The sequence below is a fragment of the Grimontia sp. NTOU-MAR1 genome, assembly GCF_035758505.1.
In the GTDB taxonomy this organism is placed as follows: Bacteria; Pseudomonadota; Gammaproteobacteria; order Enterobacterales; family Vibrionaceae; genus Enterovibrio; species Enterovibrio marinus.
Genome location: NZ_CP142109.1, coordinates 177,812 through 191,365 on the forward strand (window position 1 = coordinate 177,812; position 13,554 = coordinate 191,365).

Consider the following 13,554-nt stretch of genomic DNA (forward strand, 5'->3'; position numbering starts at 1 on the left):
CTGATTTTTACATCAGTACGCCATGGCTATGCAGAGGATTTCCTTGAAATCAGACTATCTGATAAACTCGCGCACCTCCTTTTTGGTGGAACCTCTTACACATGTCGGAAAACGTTTTTTCACTTCTTCATCTCACGCTTCAGCAAACGCTGAACGAGCTTGGTTATAGCGACCCCACAGACATCCAGCAGCAAGCCATTCCAAAAGTGTTGGAAGGAAAAGACGTGATGGGCGCTGCCCAAACAGGTACAGGCAAAACCGCCGCCTTTACGCTGCCGCTGATCCACCAGCTTCAGGAGCGCGGTGTAAAAGGTTCTGCGCGTGTGCTCATCGTCACGCCAACTCGAGAGCTGGCACTTCAGGTGTATGATAAGGTCGCAGAATATGCTCAGCACACGTCGCTGAAATGTATCGCACTGTATGGCGGTGCGAACATTAACCCGCAGAAGAATCAGTTGGCGAAGAAGCCTGAAATCATTGTGGGCACCCCGGGCCGCCTACTGGACCACCTTCATATTGGCACCCTTCAGCTGAATAACCTGGATACGCTGGTTCTGGATGAAGCAGACCGCATGCTCGATATGGGCTTTATTTCAGACATCAAACGCCTGATGAAGAAGATGCCCAAAGAACGCCAGACGCTGTTTTTCTCCGCCACCTATCCAAAACAGGTGATGGATTTGGCATACCGCCTACTGAACGACCCAGTGCGAGTGGAAGTATCGACTGCGAACAGTACTGCTGAAACCGTCAACCAGCTGGTGCACCCCGTCGACAGGAAACGGAAGCGCGAACTGCTCTCTTACCTGATTGGCAGCCGTAACCTGCAACAAGTATTAGTTTTCGCCAAAACCCGCCAAAGTACCGAAGCACTGGCAAATGAGCTTAAACTCGACGGTCTGGCAGCAGAAGCTATTCATGGCGAGAAAACCCAAGGCGCACGTAATCGAGCATTAGAAGGATTTAAAAACGGCACTGTACGTGTGTTAGTGGCAACCGATGTTGCTGCGCGCGGTCTGGATATCCCATCACTGGATACTGTGTTCAACTACGAACTACCGCATCAACCGGAAGACTATATTCACCGAATCGGCCGTACCGGTCGTGCAGGGAAATCCGGTATGGCAATATCGCTCGTCAGTCGCGAAGAAGAAGGCATGCTGAACGCAATTGAAACCCTAATTGACCAACGCCTCCCTCAAGAGTGGTTAGTGGGTTTCGAACCAGATATAAACGCAGATAAAGAGCACCATGAAAAGCGCGGGGGCCGCGGTGGAGAGAAGCGTCGCCTTAAACGCCAGTTGTTGAAAAAAGCAGGGGCTAAAAAACGTTAAGAGCGAGCTATAAGTAAAAGAGAAAACAGCGGATTTAGCGCCGTTTTTTGTGTTCAGTCCACCAGTTCAATGCCGAGGCTTTCCAACAAGTTCAGCGCTTCGTAGCGAGAGAATTTGGCACCTTTGGCTGTTTATTTTGGGATTTAGCGTTAGCCCCCTAACGCTATGATATCTCGACGTAGTCGAATATGAATATCGTTCCCTCTACCACTGCCAAAGCACTCTAAAGATAATCCTAGAGGCTGTTGACCTTTGGTCGTTAAATTTTGTTCTAGCTATAAGCGTTTTAGGCGCGGCGAGGTGTGTGCAGCCTAGTCACTCTGCGCAAATACACCTCAACAAAGCATAAAATCCCCTCAAACTACTGCAAAAACCATCGCCAACGGTCTAGGGGCATAGAGTGCCTTACTGGCATCAAGGAAGAGTGCATTGTGATGGTACTACATACATAACCCATAGTAATGATTTCGTGTACCAATCCATACTATATCATTGTTGCCAAACAACATTTCACACCTTTTCACAAAAAAGTCCTGAGAAAAAATTATCATTTTCGAGAATAATTGAGACAGACGTCTATATTGTTAGAAGTACAATAAGGAGGTGATAAAATGCGTGTAGCTCAACGAATTGCTGTTATCGCATCTTCTGTAATCGTTTTGAGTTTTGCCAGTTTTTCGTGGTTTCAATACCATACCGTAAAAACAACAATTCTTAACAACAAAGAACAAGCCACTCAGGAGGCAACTGCAGCCCTAGGACAACAAATTACAAACTGGTTAAATGCAAAGCTATCTCTCATCGATATGATGGCCCGCTCTATAGATGCAGATTTCAGCCAGAACACTATCCAAAAAACGTTTGATAATTCTTTGCTCCAAGAAGAATTCATTCTTATTTTCGGCGGCCTAAAAACGGATGGGAAACCCATAACCAATGACGAGAAATGGGCCCCTGAAGGTTGGGACGCAAGAAAACGGCCTTGGTATCCGCTAGCCAAAGCACATGACAGAGCGATTCTCACCGATCCATATGCAGATGCTGCCACAAACGAAATCCTCATCTCTGCTGTAGCCAATTTAACCAATAAAGGAAGTTTTGAGGGGGCATTTGGTGGTGATTTGAGCCTTGAAACGGTATCTCAGTCGATCAACACACTGACATTTAATAATGCCGGTTATGCGTTTTTGATGGATGTGGATGGCAATATCATCAGCCACCCTGATTCTTCTTTAAATGGTGAAAACATCGAGAAGCTCTTCGACGGCGGACTTTTAGAGTTCAACCATCGACTAACACCAGCAAAGGTTGCAGGTGAAGCTGTTTTTACTGTCTTTTACCCCCTAGACAACATTTATGGAAAAAACTGGCTAATCGGCGCGGTATTGTCGGAATCAAAAGTGTTGGCGCAAGTGACTCAACTTGGATGGACGGCAATGGTTGCGACCTTGCTCAGTGCGCTACTCTGTTCTATTGCTCTCATACTTACACTAAGCAGGCAACTTAAACCATTGGCATTGCTTCGCTCCTCGTTAAGTGAAATTAACAATGGAGAGGGCGATCTCACTAAACGCATTCATGTAAACCGAAAGGACGAGTTTGGTCACTTATCTACCGAGTTCAACACCTTCTTGAGCTACTTACAGAAACTCGTAAAACAGATTAAAGATATCTCTGTCGAGGTAAAAAACAACACTGACTATACTTCTCGCTCTGCTGTTGATTCTTCTCGCCGGGCCCAGGAGCAACTGCATGAGCTCAACAAGCTCACTTCTGCCATGGAAAATATGTTAGAAATTGCAGGGTCTGTTTCTGATAATGCCAAACAAGCTTCAGATTCTGCGGAGGTAGCAGATAAAGCAGCACAACGCGGTTCAGAAGTCGTCTCTCATACCGTTGAATCAATTTCCGCACTAATGATAAACATGGACGAGGTTGTTAATAAGATTACTGATCTCGAAGAGTACAGCAATAATATTGCCTCCATACTCACTGTGATCACTGATATTGCCGAGCAAACCAACCTTCTCGCATTGAATGCTGCTATTGAAGCAGCCAGAGCAGGTGATACTGGACGTGGGTTCGCAGTTGTGGCAGATGAAGTCAGAGCGCTTGCGTCACGTACACAGCAGTCTACAGAAGAGATAAAAAGCAAAATTAGCCAGTTACAGACTGGAGTTGCAGGCGCTGAATCAATCATAACTAAGAGTCGGGGGTCCGCACAGGATGTTCAACAAGTCGCTAAAGAGGCCTCCAATGTTCTGCTAGAAATACGGGAAAATATCGGCCTAATCAATACTGTCACAACAGATATTGCCAATGCAGCTGCAATGCAGAACGGTACTGTACATGAGATTAATCAGAACACTGCAAATATTCGCAGTATCAGCCAGAGTGTTGCAGAGAAGGCTTCAGAGCAAGAACAAAAATGTAATCAAATGGTTGACCTCAATAAGCGACAAGACGACGAGCTGAATAACTTCCGTGTCTAAAGTCGGCCAAGGCAACTACCCAACCCAATAAACGCCCGCCCCGCGGGCATTTTTCAGCGAGATATTGGTCAAACTGCTTAGTGCACCAAAAATTCCTGCATCGCAGGGCTCTCTGATTCGGTCACTGGTGAGCTTCGGCGGACTCAAACCAATGCGTTGTTCTGTTAGCAAACCATACCAATGAAAGCATGACTGGTACCTCCACCAACACACCCACGACCGTCGCCAATGCGGCGCCGGAATGCAAACCAAACAACGAGATCGCAACGGCCACTGCCAATTCAAAGAAGTTAGAGGTACCAATCATACCAGCCGGAGCTGCCACGTTATGTGGGAGCTTGAGCCACTTCGCTGTGCCGTAAGCAATCGCGAAGATGCCGTAAGTTTGAATAAGCAAAGGTATCGCAATTAGCAAAATGGTTTGAGGTTGGCTCACGATGGTCTGCGCCTGAAAGCCAAACAGCAGCACAACAGTGCCAAGCAGACCCACAATCGACCATGGCTTCACTGCTGCGAGGAAGCTTTGCAATGTCTCTTCACCTTTTACCAGTAAGTGTTTGCGTGCCCAAGTCCCCGCTACGAGCGGAAGAACAACATACAAAGCAACAGATAGAATCAAGGTTTCCCAAGGCACTTGGATGTCTGTCACACCTAACAGGAATGCAGTAATCGGTGCGAATGCAAACACCATAATGATGTCATTCACTGACACCTGAACCAGGGTATAGTTGGCATCCCCTTTAATCAGTTGGCTCCAAACAAAAACCATGGCGGTGCAGGGAGCCACACCCAGAAGAATCATGCCTGCGATGTATTCGCTCGCACTTTGTGGATCAACCCAATCTGAAAAGATACCTTTGAAGAACAACCAGCCCAAAGCTGCCATAGTGAAGGGCTTCACCAACCAGTTGATCACTAACGTCAGCGCAAGGCCTTTTGGCTTTTTGCCTACGTCTTTAATGGCGGAGAAATCAACCTGTACCATCATCGGGAAGATCATCACCCAAATCAGTACTGCAACCACCAGGTTTACGTGTGCAAATTCTAGGTTAGCGACCACTTCAAAAGCAGAAGGAATAAGATTTCCAAGCAGTACACCCGCACCAATACACACTGCTACCCATACGGAAAGGTAGCGTTCAAACATGCCCATAACTCTATCCCGAATTATTTAATATATGAAAAATCATATGTATTGAATTTTTAAAAACCATCATCCTCACTCTCAGCACTTAACAACAGGTAGAAGCGCGCTCTGGGCGATCGCCCATCTTGCATAGGCGGGACATGCTTTCTTGCAGGAAGCCCGGATTTGAGTGGGTCGTCACGGCAAGTACCTCTTTCGCCCACGTCGGCAGCACACTGGAAATGCTGTAAAACACCCACTGACCCTGACGGCGATCTGTCAGGAGTTGGCATTTACGCAATTGAGCAAGATGACGGGATACTTTTGGTTGGCTTTCCTCGAGCGCTTCCATTAACTCACACACGCAAAGCTCCCCTTCCTGTTGCAGTAGCATTAGGGTTTTCAGACGGGTTTCATCAGCCATACATTTGTAAAATTTAACGGGAGAGATCATGCACATTAACCAAGTCATACTTAACCCTTGCATACTTTATATATGTTTTTTCATATGTAAAGTGATACTTAGTTTTCAGACTCACAGATAATTGGGCTTTCGCTTTCTATGAAAGCTCAATCACCTTTCAGCGCTTTTTCAACGGCTTTGGCATTGAAGCCATGCAAAACCATGTCACCAATCTTTATCACCGGCACGCCACGCGCACCCAGCGAGGCATGTTCTTTCCTGCCTCTTGGGGTTCCTACATCGCAAAGGCGGTAGGCGATTTTCTTGCTATCGAAAAACTGCTTGGCTGACTGGCAGTGAGCACAATTTTTACTGGTATATAAAACGATCCGTTTCAAGAAATAGCCTTTGTTCAATAGTGTTTTAAGGAGAGGTTATACCCAAACCACCCGAAAATGCCACATCCAGATGGTTTGAGTAAAAAGTTGAACAAAGGCAGGGGGGATACTCTGCTTTAGACGAGTCCTTTTTCCTTCAACAAACAAAGAATCGCTTCTGCCGCTTCCTGAGGGCTTGGGTTCATCATCACCTTTCCGCCCGAAGAAGCAGGAGCTGCGGTGGCGGCTTTAAAGCGATCACGACTGGACGCTTTGGCAGCGACGGTTTTGGTGCGCTTCGGACGTTTCTTCGCTGGCTGCCATTCCCAGCCCTGCTGCTCCAAATCCATTTTCACTTCGACTTCCAAAACATTCACTAAACCATTTCTCGCTTTGGTAAACGCGCTTTGTCTCGCAGGTGGCGCTGATGCGCTGGCAACCAGTACGGCGGGCAACTCCACCCTGAGTTTCCGGCGCTGGCCACCCGCTAAAGCCTGAAGCACTTCGACGTGGGAATCTGTTTTTTCTATCACATCGACCACTTCCGGCACTACAGTCGCACCTAACCCATCGGCAACCAAATAAGGCACCATACCAGATGATTCGCCGTGCTCTGCCCGCGCACCGCAGAAAACCAGTTGAGGCTTCTGAGATGCCACGAAATCCGACAGTGCCGCGCTGGTGTCTGCACCTGCTGGCTGCTTCAACACATTGACCTTAGAGACGCCCATGCCCAAATATTCCCGAATGGCGGGCGATTGTGCATCTCCGGCAAACACAACCATTGCTGATTCCGACTGAACTAGTGCCATTTCGAGCGCTTTGGCGTCGCGCTCTGCGCGTCTTGGCCGTCCGGAAAGCGGATGGTGGCCTGCTGAAACCAGCACCAGAATGTTTTGGTTATCCGACATCATCAAGATCTCCTTTACCACCAGCGGTTGCGTCAACCAATGCCTGCATCACCTCGCTGCTGTCAGCGATAATGCTGAGATCAGCGCGTTTAATCATGTCGCAGTTTGCATCAGTATTCAGGGCGATGACGGTTTCGCAGGTCGTCATACCCTGCAAGTGCTGTATCGCGCCAGAGATACCCACGGCGATGTAGACTTTGGCATTCACATAAGTGCCCGTTGCGCCCACTTGAGTCGCTCTCGGCATGTGTCCATTATCGACGGCGACGCGGCTCGCACCTTCTGTTGCACCCAATGCTTGCGCACATTCATGAAACAAAGCCCAGTTACGAATGCCGTTTCCTCCCGAGAGAATAAAGCGGGTTTCCGCCAAGGGAATGTCAGCCGGATCAACGGCAACACCGCCAAGGTCAGTGACTTTCGGTATCACCCTCCCTGTATCAGAGACACCCAGCGAAGACGCTTCAGTGATAAAGCCAGCGATGGGGTCAGCCACTTGTTCTTCCACCAGCAAGATGCGGGAAAGCTTCCGGTTGACGCTTTTCGATGCGTCACCACCGCCACAATTCAACGTCGCATCAGTAAACAACTTGCCGCGGGTGACTGGCCGGACAGCCAAATAGACCGCCAGTCTTCTCGCTAAATCACCGCCGACTAATGTGCCATCCGCAAATATCCAATGTTTGGGGGAAAGCTCTGTATCAATGGTTTGTAATATCGCGAGCCAGCTGTCAGGGGAATAGCCGGCTGCATCGAGGGTCAGCGCCCTGTCGGCACCTGCCGAAGCAAGATCATCCTCACGGCTGTGAAGGTTAATCATCACTACTGCTGTGCCATCATCTGCCAACGAATGCGCGAGTCCCAGCATATCTTTATCCAGTATCGTCAGCTTGGCACTGTCAGAATCCGAGAACACCACAATATAGTTGGAAGGGTTAACAATGGCTCTAAGTGGCAGGCTTTGCGCCTGCTGTTTTTTCGCCATACCCGCCGCCGCTATTGCAGCACCAGAACGGTCAATCCGCTTGATGCCTTCCGCCGACAGATAGCCCACCTTGTGGGGATTTTTACGGTTGGTGCCGCCAGACATAAGGAGATCATCGCCAACTGCTATCTCACCATGTAGAGGATGTAGACGATTTCGCAATATATGTTCTTTGCGGGGATCACGTCGTTTGATGTCGTCCATTTACTCCCCCATCGCTTTTGCTTGGCCGTTGTCCGCCTTTTCCGCGACTGCGTCGAGCAGCATGACCGCAATGTCCTTCACTTCCGGCCTTGGCATCACCACACCTTCCAACATTACTGCACACTGCGGGCAGGCGACCGCCACCATGTCTGCGCCCGTCTCGCGGGCATCATCCATTCGCATGTCCGCAATGCGATGTTCGCCCGGAATATCGGTAACTGGCGCACCACCACCACCGCCGCAACAACGCGAGCGGTAACCTGAGCGTTCCATTTCACTCACCGTCAGTCCCATGCTGCTCAGAAGGTAACGGGGTGCATCATAGCCACCGTTGTAACGTCCTAGATAACAAGGATCGTGATACGTTACCGATTGGGCTTTGGCCTGATTGAGTTTGATATCACCTTGCTCAACCAGCTTTGCGAGATACTCGGTATGGTGGAAGACATCATAGCTGCCACCGAAATCCGGATACTCGTTTTTCAATACATGGAAAGCATGGGGATCCGGCGTAACAATCGACCTGAATTGGTATTTGTTCAGGGTTTTTACATTGGCAATCGCTAAGCGCTGGAAGGTCGCTTCATCACCCAGACGGCGCGCCAGATCGCCGCTATCCAATTCTTCGTTGCCCAAAATGGCGAAATCAATATTGGCGTTACGCAGCAGAGCAACCACCGCACGGAGCGTACGTTGGTAAGCCAAATCAAAGGCACCATCCCCTGCCCACAGCAGCACATCCGTGGTACCTACCTCTGACAGATGATTGAGTTTGAGATCGACGGACCAGTTCGCTCGGCTGTTTGGCGACAGACCATTCGGGTTATCGGTTGCTATCAGATTTTCCAACACTTCAGCACCTTTTCCGACCGTTTCGCCTTTTGCAAGGGTCAGGTTGCGGCGCATGTCGACGATGGCATCGACATGTTCGATCATCATCGGACATTCTTCCACACAAGCCCGACAGGTAGTGCAAGACCAGACAGTTTCAGCATCCAGCAGACCTTCAAACAGTGGCTTGTCCGGCGCGCCGCAGCGAGCCTCATCAGATTTGCCAGGGTACTGAATACCCGCATAATTCCCGGTATCACCCCCTGCCATGCCGACCACCATATCCTGGATCAGTTTCTTCGGATTCAGTGGCTGACCTGCGGCAAAGGCTGGACAGACTTTTTCACAGCGCCCGCATTGTACGCAGGCATCAAACCCCAAAAGTTGGTTCCAGTAGAAGTCCGATGGCTTTTCGACGCCTAGGATTTGCTCATCAAGATTGATCGGCTTCAGTCCGGTTGAGCGTCCACCGCCAAAGCGTTCCTGACGTCGGTGAAAACCAAGATGCAAGGCACCCGCAAAGGCGTGCTTCATTGGGCCACCCCAGGTCATGCCAAACAGAAGTTCAGTCAAGCCCAATAAAATCCCGATGATCAATAGCGTCGCAACGATGATGGGGACATTCCCTATGCCAAACAACAACAGTAACGACATGATCAAGCCAGAGAAGGAGAAAATCAGCAGACTGTTAGGTAGTCTCTGCCAAGGCCCTTTGGAAAGGTTCGTAGGCGGGTTTTCACGACGTTTTTTCACTTTCACTGCACCAAACGCCATCGCAGCAAAAGTGGCGCTCATCAACGCAAAAGTCAGGGTGTTGTCCAACCCCATAACGAAAACCAGCACCATCAAAATGCCAGAGGCCACAAAGCCTCCCGCTGTGGCTACGTGCGTGTTAGCAAACGCCTTATCGCGTGCAACAACGTCGTGCAGATCAACCAAGTAGCGTCGGGGAATGGCAGCAAGGGCTTTCCCGATGGAAAAGTTGGCTGGCTTCCCTTGCTGCCAGAGACGGATCCGTTTCACTGCGCCAAAAACCGCCAGCGCAATCAAGATGACCAACAAGGGACCGATAAGCGATGTCCACATCACAACTACCCCGCAGCCAGTCAGAGGTCTTTAAACAGACGAAGTGAGTCGTAAATTGCAGCATGAATGTTACGCTGCGCGCTGCAATCCCCGATGCGGTAAAGTAGGTACCCATCTGATTTTTCGGCGAATGCAGGTTGTGATTCGAAGGCAAACAGAGTGTCGATATCTACCTGACCCCGGTTGCGAGAACCTTCTTTGAGCGCATAGTAGAGCGCTTCGTCTGGTCTGACGCCGTTTTCAATCACTATTTGATCTACCACGCGCTCCTCACGCACACCGGTATATTCGTTCTCGAAACGGGCAATCAGTTTGTCGCCTTCTTTATAAACTTCTTCCAGCACCAGATCCGGTGTCATCACTACATCTCGCTCATAGAGGCTGCGATAATAAGTGGGGAAACTGGTCCCACCGACAGCGACACCCGGCTTAATATCATCGGTCACAATTTCCACCAATGAGCCTTTCGCGGCGAGATAGTCCGCCACAGACATACCCGCAAATTCACAAATGGTGTCATACACCACCACGTTTTTGCCCGGCTCAACCGCTCCACTCAGAATGTCCCAACTGCTCACCACCAGACCGTCATCACCGCCCCATTTGGCTTCCTGATTGATAAACGGTTTACCGCCAACAGCCAGCACCACCACATCTGGCGATTCCGCCATAATCGTGGCTTCATCTGCCGCCGTGTCGAATACAAGGTTCACACCCAAACGACGCAGTTCCAGATCGAACCAGCGGGTAATACCGGCAATTTGTTCACGTTGTGGTGCTGCAGCAGCCAGCGTAATTTGCCCACCTAGCTCACTGTTTTTCTCAAACAGGGTGACCTGATGGCCGCGCTCTGCGCAGACACGCGCCGCTTCCATTCCTCCTGGGCCACCGCCAACCACCACTACTTTACGGATTGGTCCGTCTGTCTTGCTGATGATGTGTGGCACTTTGGCTTCGCGGGACGTCGCTGCGTTTTGGATACAGAGCACATCAATACCCTGATATTGACGGTCAATGCAGTAGTTGGCACCGACACACTGACGGATTTGATCAGTCTGTCCCAGCTTCACTTTGGTGATGAGATGAGGGTCAGCAATATGGGCGCGGGTCATGCCCACAAAGTCAATCAATCCGCTTTCCAAAGCACGCGCTGCCTGCACCGGATCCTTGATGTTTTGTGCATGCATTACCGGCACATTCACCACGCTGCGAATACCTGCGGCGAGATGAATAAACGGCTCTGGCGGATAAGTCATATTCGGGATGACGTTAGCCAAGGTATTGTGGGTGTCACAACCTGAGCCGACCACGCTGAAGAAATCAATCATTCCCAGCCCGTCATAGTAGGCCGCGATTTCTTTCATGTTCTCGTGGTCAAGGCCATCAGGATGAAATTCGTCTCCCGTCATGCGAATACCGACCGCGAAATCAGGCCCTACTTCCGCACGCACCGCTTTCAGCACTTCAACACCAAAGCGCATACGGTTTTCGAAGCTACCACCCCATTCATCAGTACGTCGGTTAACACGCGGACTCCAGAACTGGTCGACAAGGTGTTGGTGAGCAAATGAGAGTTCAACACCATCCAAGCCACCTTCTTTTGCACGGCGGGTTGCCTGAGCGAAATCATCGATGATGCGCCAAATCTCTTCTGTTTCGATGGTTTTACAAGTTGCACGGTGAACCGGCTCGCGGATACCACTCGGGCTCATCAAGGTCGGCCAGTGCCCCCCATCCCAACGGGAACGGCGTCCCATGTGGGTGAGCTGAATCATGATGTGTGCGCCATGCTTGTGCATAGCATCTGCAAGGTTCTGGAAGTGCGGAATAATTTCATCTGTGCTGACATTCACAGAGCTCCACCAATGCTGGGGACTATCAATGGAGACGGGACTTGAGCCACCGCAGACACAGAGGCCAATACCACCCTTGGCTTTCTCTTCATAGTACTTGATATAGCGCTCAGTCGGCATGCCATTTTCCGTCGCATACACCTCGGCATGTGCCGTACTGATCACCCGGTTTCTGATCGTTAGCTTGTTGATCGCAAGCGGCTGAAAAATTGCGTCGAACTGAGACATTGCACTTCCTTATTTTATTTTGGGGTCCTGAGTCTTAGCGATTTCAGAAGCCTAGATTCATATTTTGCTTCAAGCTCTTTGCTCTCCCTAGGGCCTTCTTTTCCTAGGCTCCAGAACCTGCTCTTACCTGCTGTTAACCAATCGGCTTCACTTCAAATATTCCAAAATCGCAGCCTTCTTCGGACCCGCTTTGCAATTGCACTGCGTGGGTTTTAAACGGAAAGCCTACGCTCTCTGTCACCTGATCCATGGCACCGGCAAACCAGCCCGTGAACATATAATCCACCTTGCGATTGACCTTGCCGTAGTAATACACGAATGCGGAGTTTTCGAGGCGCACACGGGCAACGCCTTGGGAAACATCCAGATGCTCGATAAAAAACTGTCCCCATCCGCGCTGAGAAAGGCGCTTCATATAGTGGTCAAACACTTCTGCCCCTGAGATCCCGTGGGTTTCCCCTTCCTGTTCGCACCAGAAATATGCGGATTTGTAGCCCGCTTTGTAGAGCAATTCCGCGTATTGATCCTCGCCAATAGCGTCTTCTACTGCCGCATGGTTATTAATAAAAAAATGTCTTGGCACATAGAGCATGGGTAAGCCATCTGTGCTCCATACACCTGTTTCGTCGTCGACCTGAATTGGAATTTCTGGCGAATGATGACCCATCAATGCTTCCTCTCTATCTCTTTTAGGCTATTCGCCCCAAACGTCTTTAAGAACTTTCACCCAGTTACCGCCCATGATTTTCTGCACCTTCTCCGGCGACCAACCGCTGTCCAGCAGGGCTGCTGTGAGGTTAGGGAACTCTCCCACCGTACGGATGCCTTTCGGGTTGATGATTTCGCCAAATTTAGTCAGCCTTCTTGCATAGCCTTTGTCATGAGTGATCCACTCGAAGAATTCCTGATCGTGGCCCTGAGTGAAATCAGTGCCGATCCCAACGCAATCTTCACCGACCAGGTTAACGATGTAGTCGATCGCTTCTACGTAATCTTCAATGGTGGAATTGATGCCATTTTTCAGGAAAGGCGCAAACATAGTGACGCCTATAAAGCCGCCGTGGTCAGCAATAAACTTCAGCTCTTCATCAGATTTATTGCGTGGATGATCTTTCAAGCCAAGTGGTAAGCAGTGTGAGTAGCAAACTGGCTTTTTCGATTCCAGAATGACTTCTTCCGAGGTTTTAGGCCCAACGTGGGAAAGATCGCACATGATGCCGACACGGTTCATTTCCGCGACGACTTCGCGGCCATAACCTGACAAGCCACCATCTCGCTCATAGCAACCCGTGCCAACCAGATTCTGGGTGTTATAAGCCATCTGCGCGATGCCTACTCCTAACTTCTTGAAGATCTCTATGTAACCGAGTTGGTCTTCAAACGCGTGAACATTCTGAAAGCCCAACATGATGCCCGTTTTACCTTCACGCTTAGCGGCGAGAATGTCTTCGGTGGTCTGAACCGGGCGAATGAGGTCGCTGTTTTCACGTAGCAGTTGGTTGAACTCGACAATGTTGTCGACAGTGCTTTGAAAGTCCTCCCAAACAGAAACTGTGCAATTGGCGGCCGTCAGCCCACCTTTTGCCATATCTTCAAACAATTCCCGGTTCCATTTGGCAATAATCAGGCCATCAATAATGATGGAATCTCGATGCAGCGCTAGAGCGTCCGACATGTGCACGTCCTTTGTTGGTTTTTCCTCTTTAATCTTTAGTTCAAGTTAA

At 49.7% G+C, this 13,554-nt stretch carries 11 protein-coding genes and 1 pseudogene; 2 read left to right on the forward strand and 10 right to left on the reverse strand.

Features of this window, described 5'->3' with window-relative positions; genetic code table 11:
- Positions 1-101: 101 nt before the first annotated feature.
- Positions 102-1,334: a DEAD/DEAH box helicase gene (locus VP504_RS18790; RefSeq protein ID WP_325894952.1), complete on the forward strand. Its 1,233-nt coding sequence runs from the start codon at positions 102-104 to the stop codon at positions 1,332-1,334.
- A 53-nt stretch (positions 1,335-1,387) separates the two neighbouring features.
- Here VP504_RS18790 and VP504_RS18795 read toward each other — a convergent pair.
- Positions 1,388-1,459 (reverse strand): annotated as a pseudogene (locus tag VP504_RS18795) (pentapeptide repeat-containing protein); the annotation flags it as partial.
- A 486-nt stretch (positions 1,460-1,945) separates the two neighbouring features.
- Between VP504_RS18795 and VP504_RS18800 the strand changes: the two are divergent.
- Positions 1,946-3,826: a methyl-accepting chemotaxis protein gene (locus VP504_RS18800; RefSeq protein ID WP_325894953.1), complete on the forward strand. Its 1,881-nt coding sequence runs from the start codon at positions 1,946-1,948 to the stop codon at positions 3,824-3,826.
- A gap of 121 nt (positions 3,827-3,947) precedes the next feature.
- Here VP504_RS18800 and arsB read toward each other — a convergent pair whose 3' ends face one another.
- From arsB to VP504_RS18845, 9 genes are all read right to left on the reverse strand, one after another.
- Positions 3,948-4,979, reverse strand: a complete 1,032-nt coding sequence (arsB, locus tag VP504_RS18805) for an ACR3 family arsenite efflux transporter (protein ID WP_325894954.1) — start codon at positions 4,977-4,979, stop codon at positions 3,948-3,950.
- Positions 4,980-5,058: 79 nt separating this feature from the next.
- Positions 5,059-5,406, reverse strand: coding sequence for a metalloregulator ArsR/SmtB family transcription factor (locus VP504_RS18810; protein ID WP_442788940.1), 348 nt, complete (start codon positions 5,404-5,406; stop codon positions 5,059-5,061).
- A gap of 116 nt (positions 5,407-5,522) precedes the next feature.
- Positions 5,523-5,753 (reverse strand): glutaredoxin family protein, encoded by a 231-nt coding sequence (locus VP504_RS18815; protein WP_325894956.1) that lies wholly within the window; start codon positions 5,751-5,753, stop codon positions 5,523-5,525.
- 116 nt (positions 5,754-5,869) lie between these two features.
- Complete coding sequence (locus VP504_RS18820; protein ID WP_325894957.1) at positions 5,870-6,646, reverse strand: electron transfer flavoprotein subunit beta; 777 nt, start codon at positions 6,644-6,646, stop codon at positions 5,870-5,872.
- The gene (locus VP504_RS18825) at positions 6,633-7,832 is read right to left on the reverse strand and encodes an electron transfer flavoprotein subunit alpha/FixB family protein (RefSeq protein WP_325894958.1); all 1,200 of its coding nucleotides are present in this window, start codon (positions 7,830-7,832) and stop codon (positions 6,633-6,635) included. The genes VP504_RS18820 and VP504_RS18825 overlap by 14 nt, the downstream gene beginning before the upstream one ends.
- A complete protein-coding gene (locus VP504_RS18830) occupies positions 7,833-9,749 on the reverse strand; it encodes a (Fe-S)-binding protein (protein ID WP_325894959.1) in 1,917 nt (638 codons plus the stop codon). It lies immediately after the preceding gene.
- A gap of 20 nt (positions 9,750-9,769) precedes the next feature.
- Complete coding sequence (locus tag VP504_RS18835; RefSeq protein ID WP_325894960.1) at positions 9,770-11,830, reverse strand: NADH:flavin oxidoreductase; 2,061 nt, start codon at positions 11,828-11,830, stop codon at positions 9,770-9,772.
- 133 nt (positions 11,831-11,963) lie between these two features.
- Positions 11,964-12,497, reverse strand: coding sequence for a DUF5943 domain-containing protein (locus VP504_RS18840; protein ID WP_062707559.1), 534 nt, complete (start codon positions 12,495-12,497; stop codon positions 11,964-11,966).
- A 27-nt stretch (positions 12,498-12,524) separates the two neighbouring features.
- The gene (locus VP504_RS18845; RefSeq protein WP_062707556.1) at positions 12,525-13,505 is read right to left on the reverse strand and encodes a dipeptidase; all 981 of its coding nucleotides are present in this window, start codon (positions 13,503-13,505) and stop codon (positions 12,525-12,527) included.
- Between the last annotated feature and the right edge of the window lie 49 nt (positions 13,506-13,554).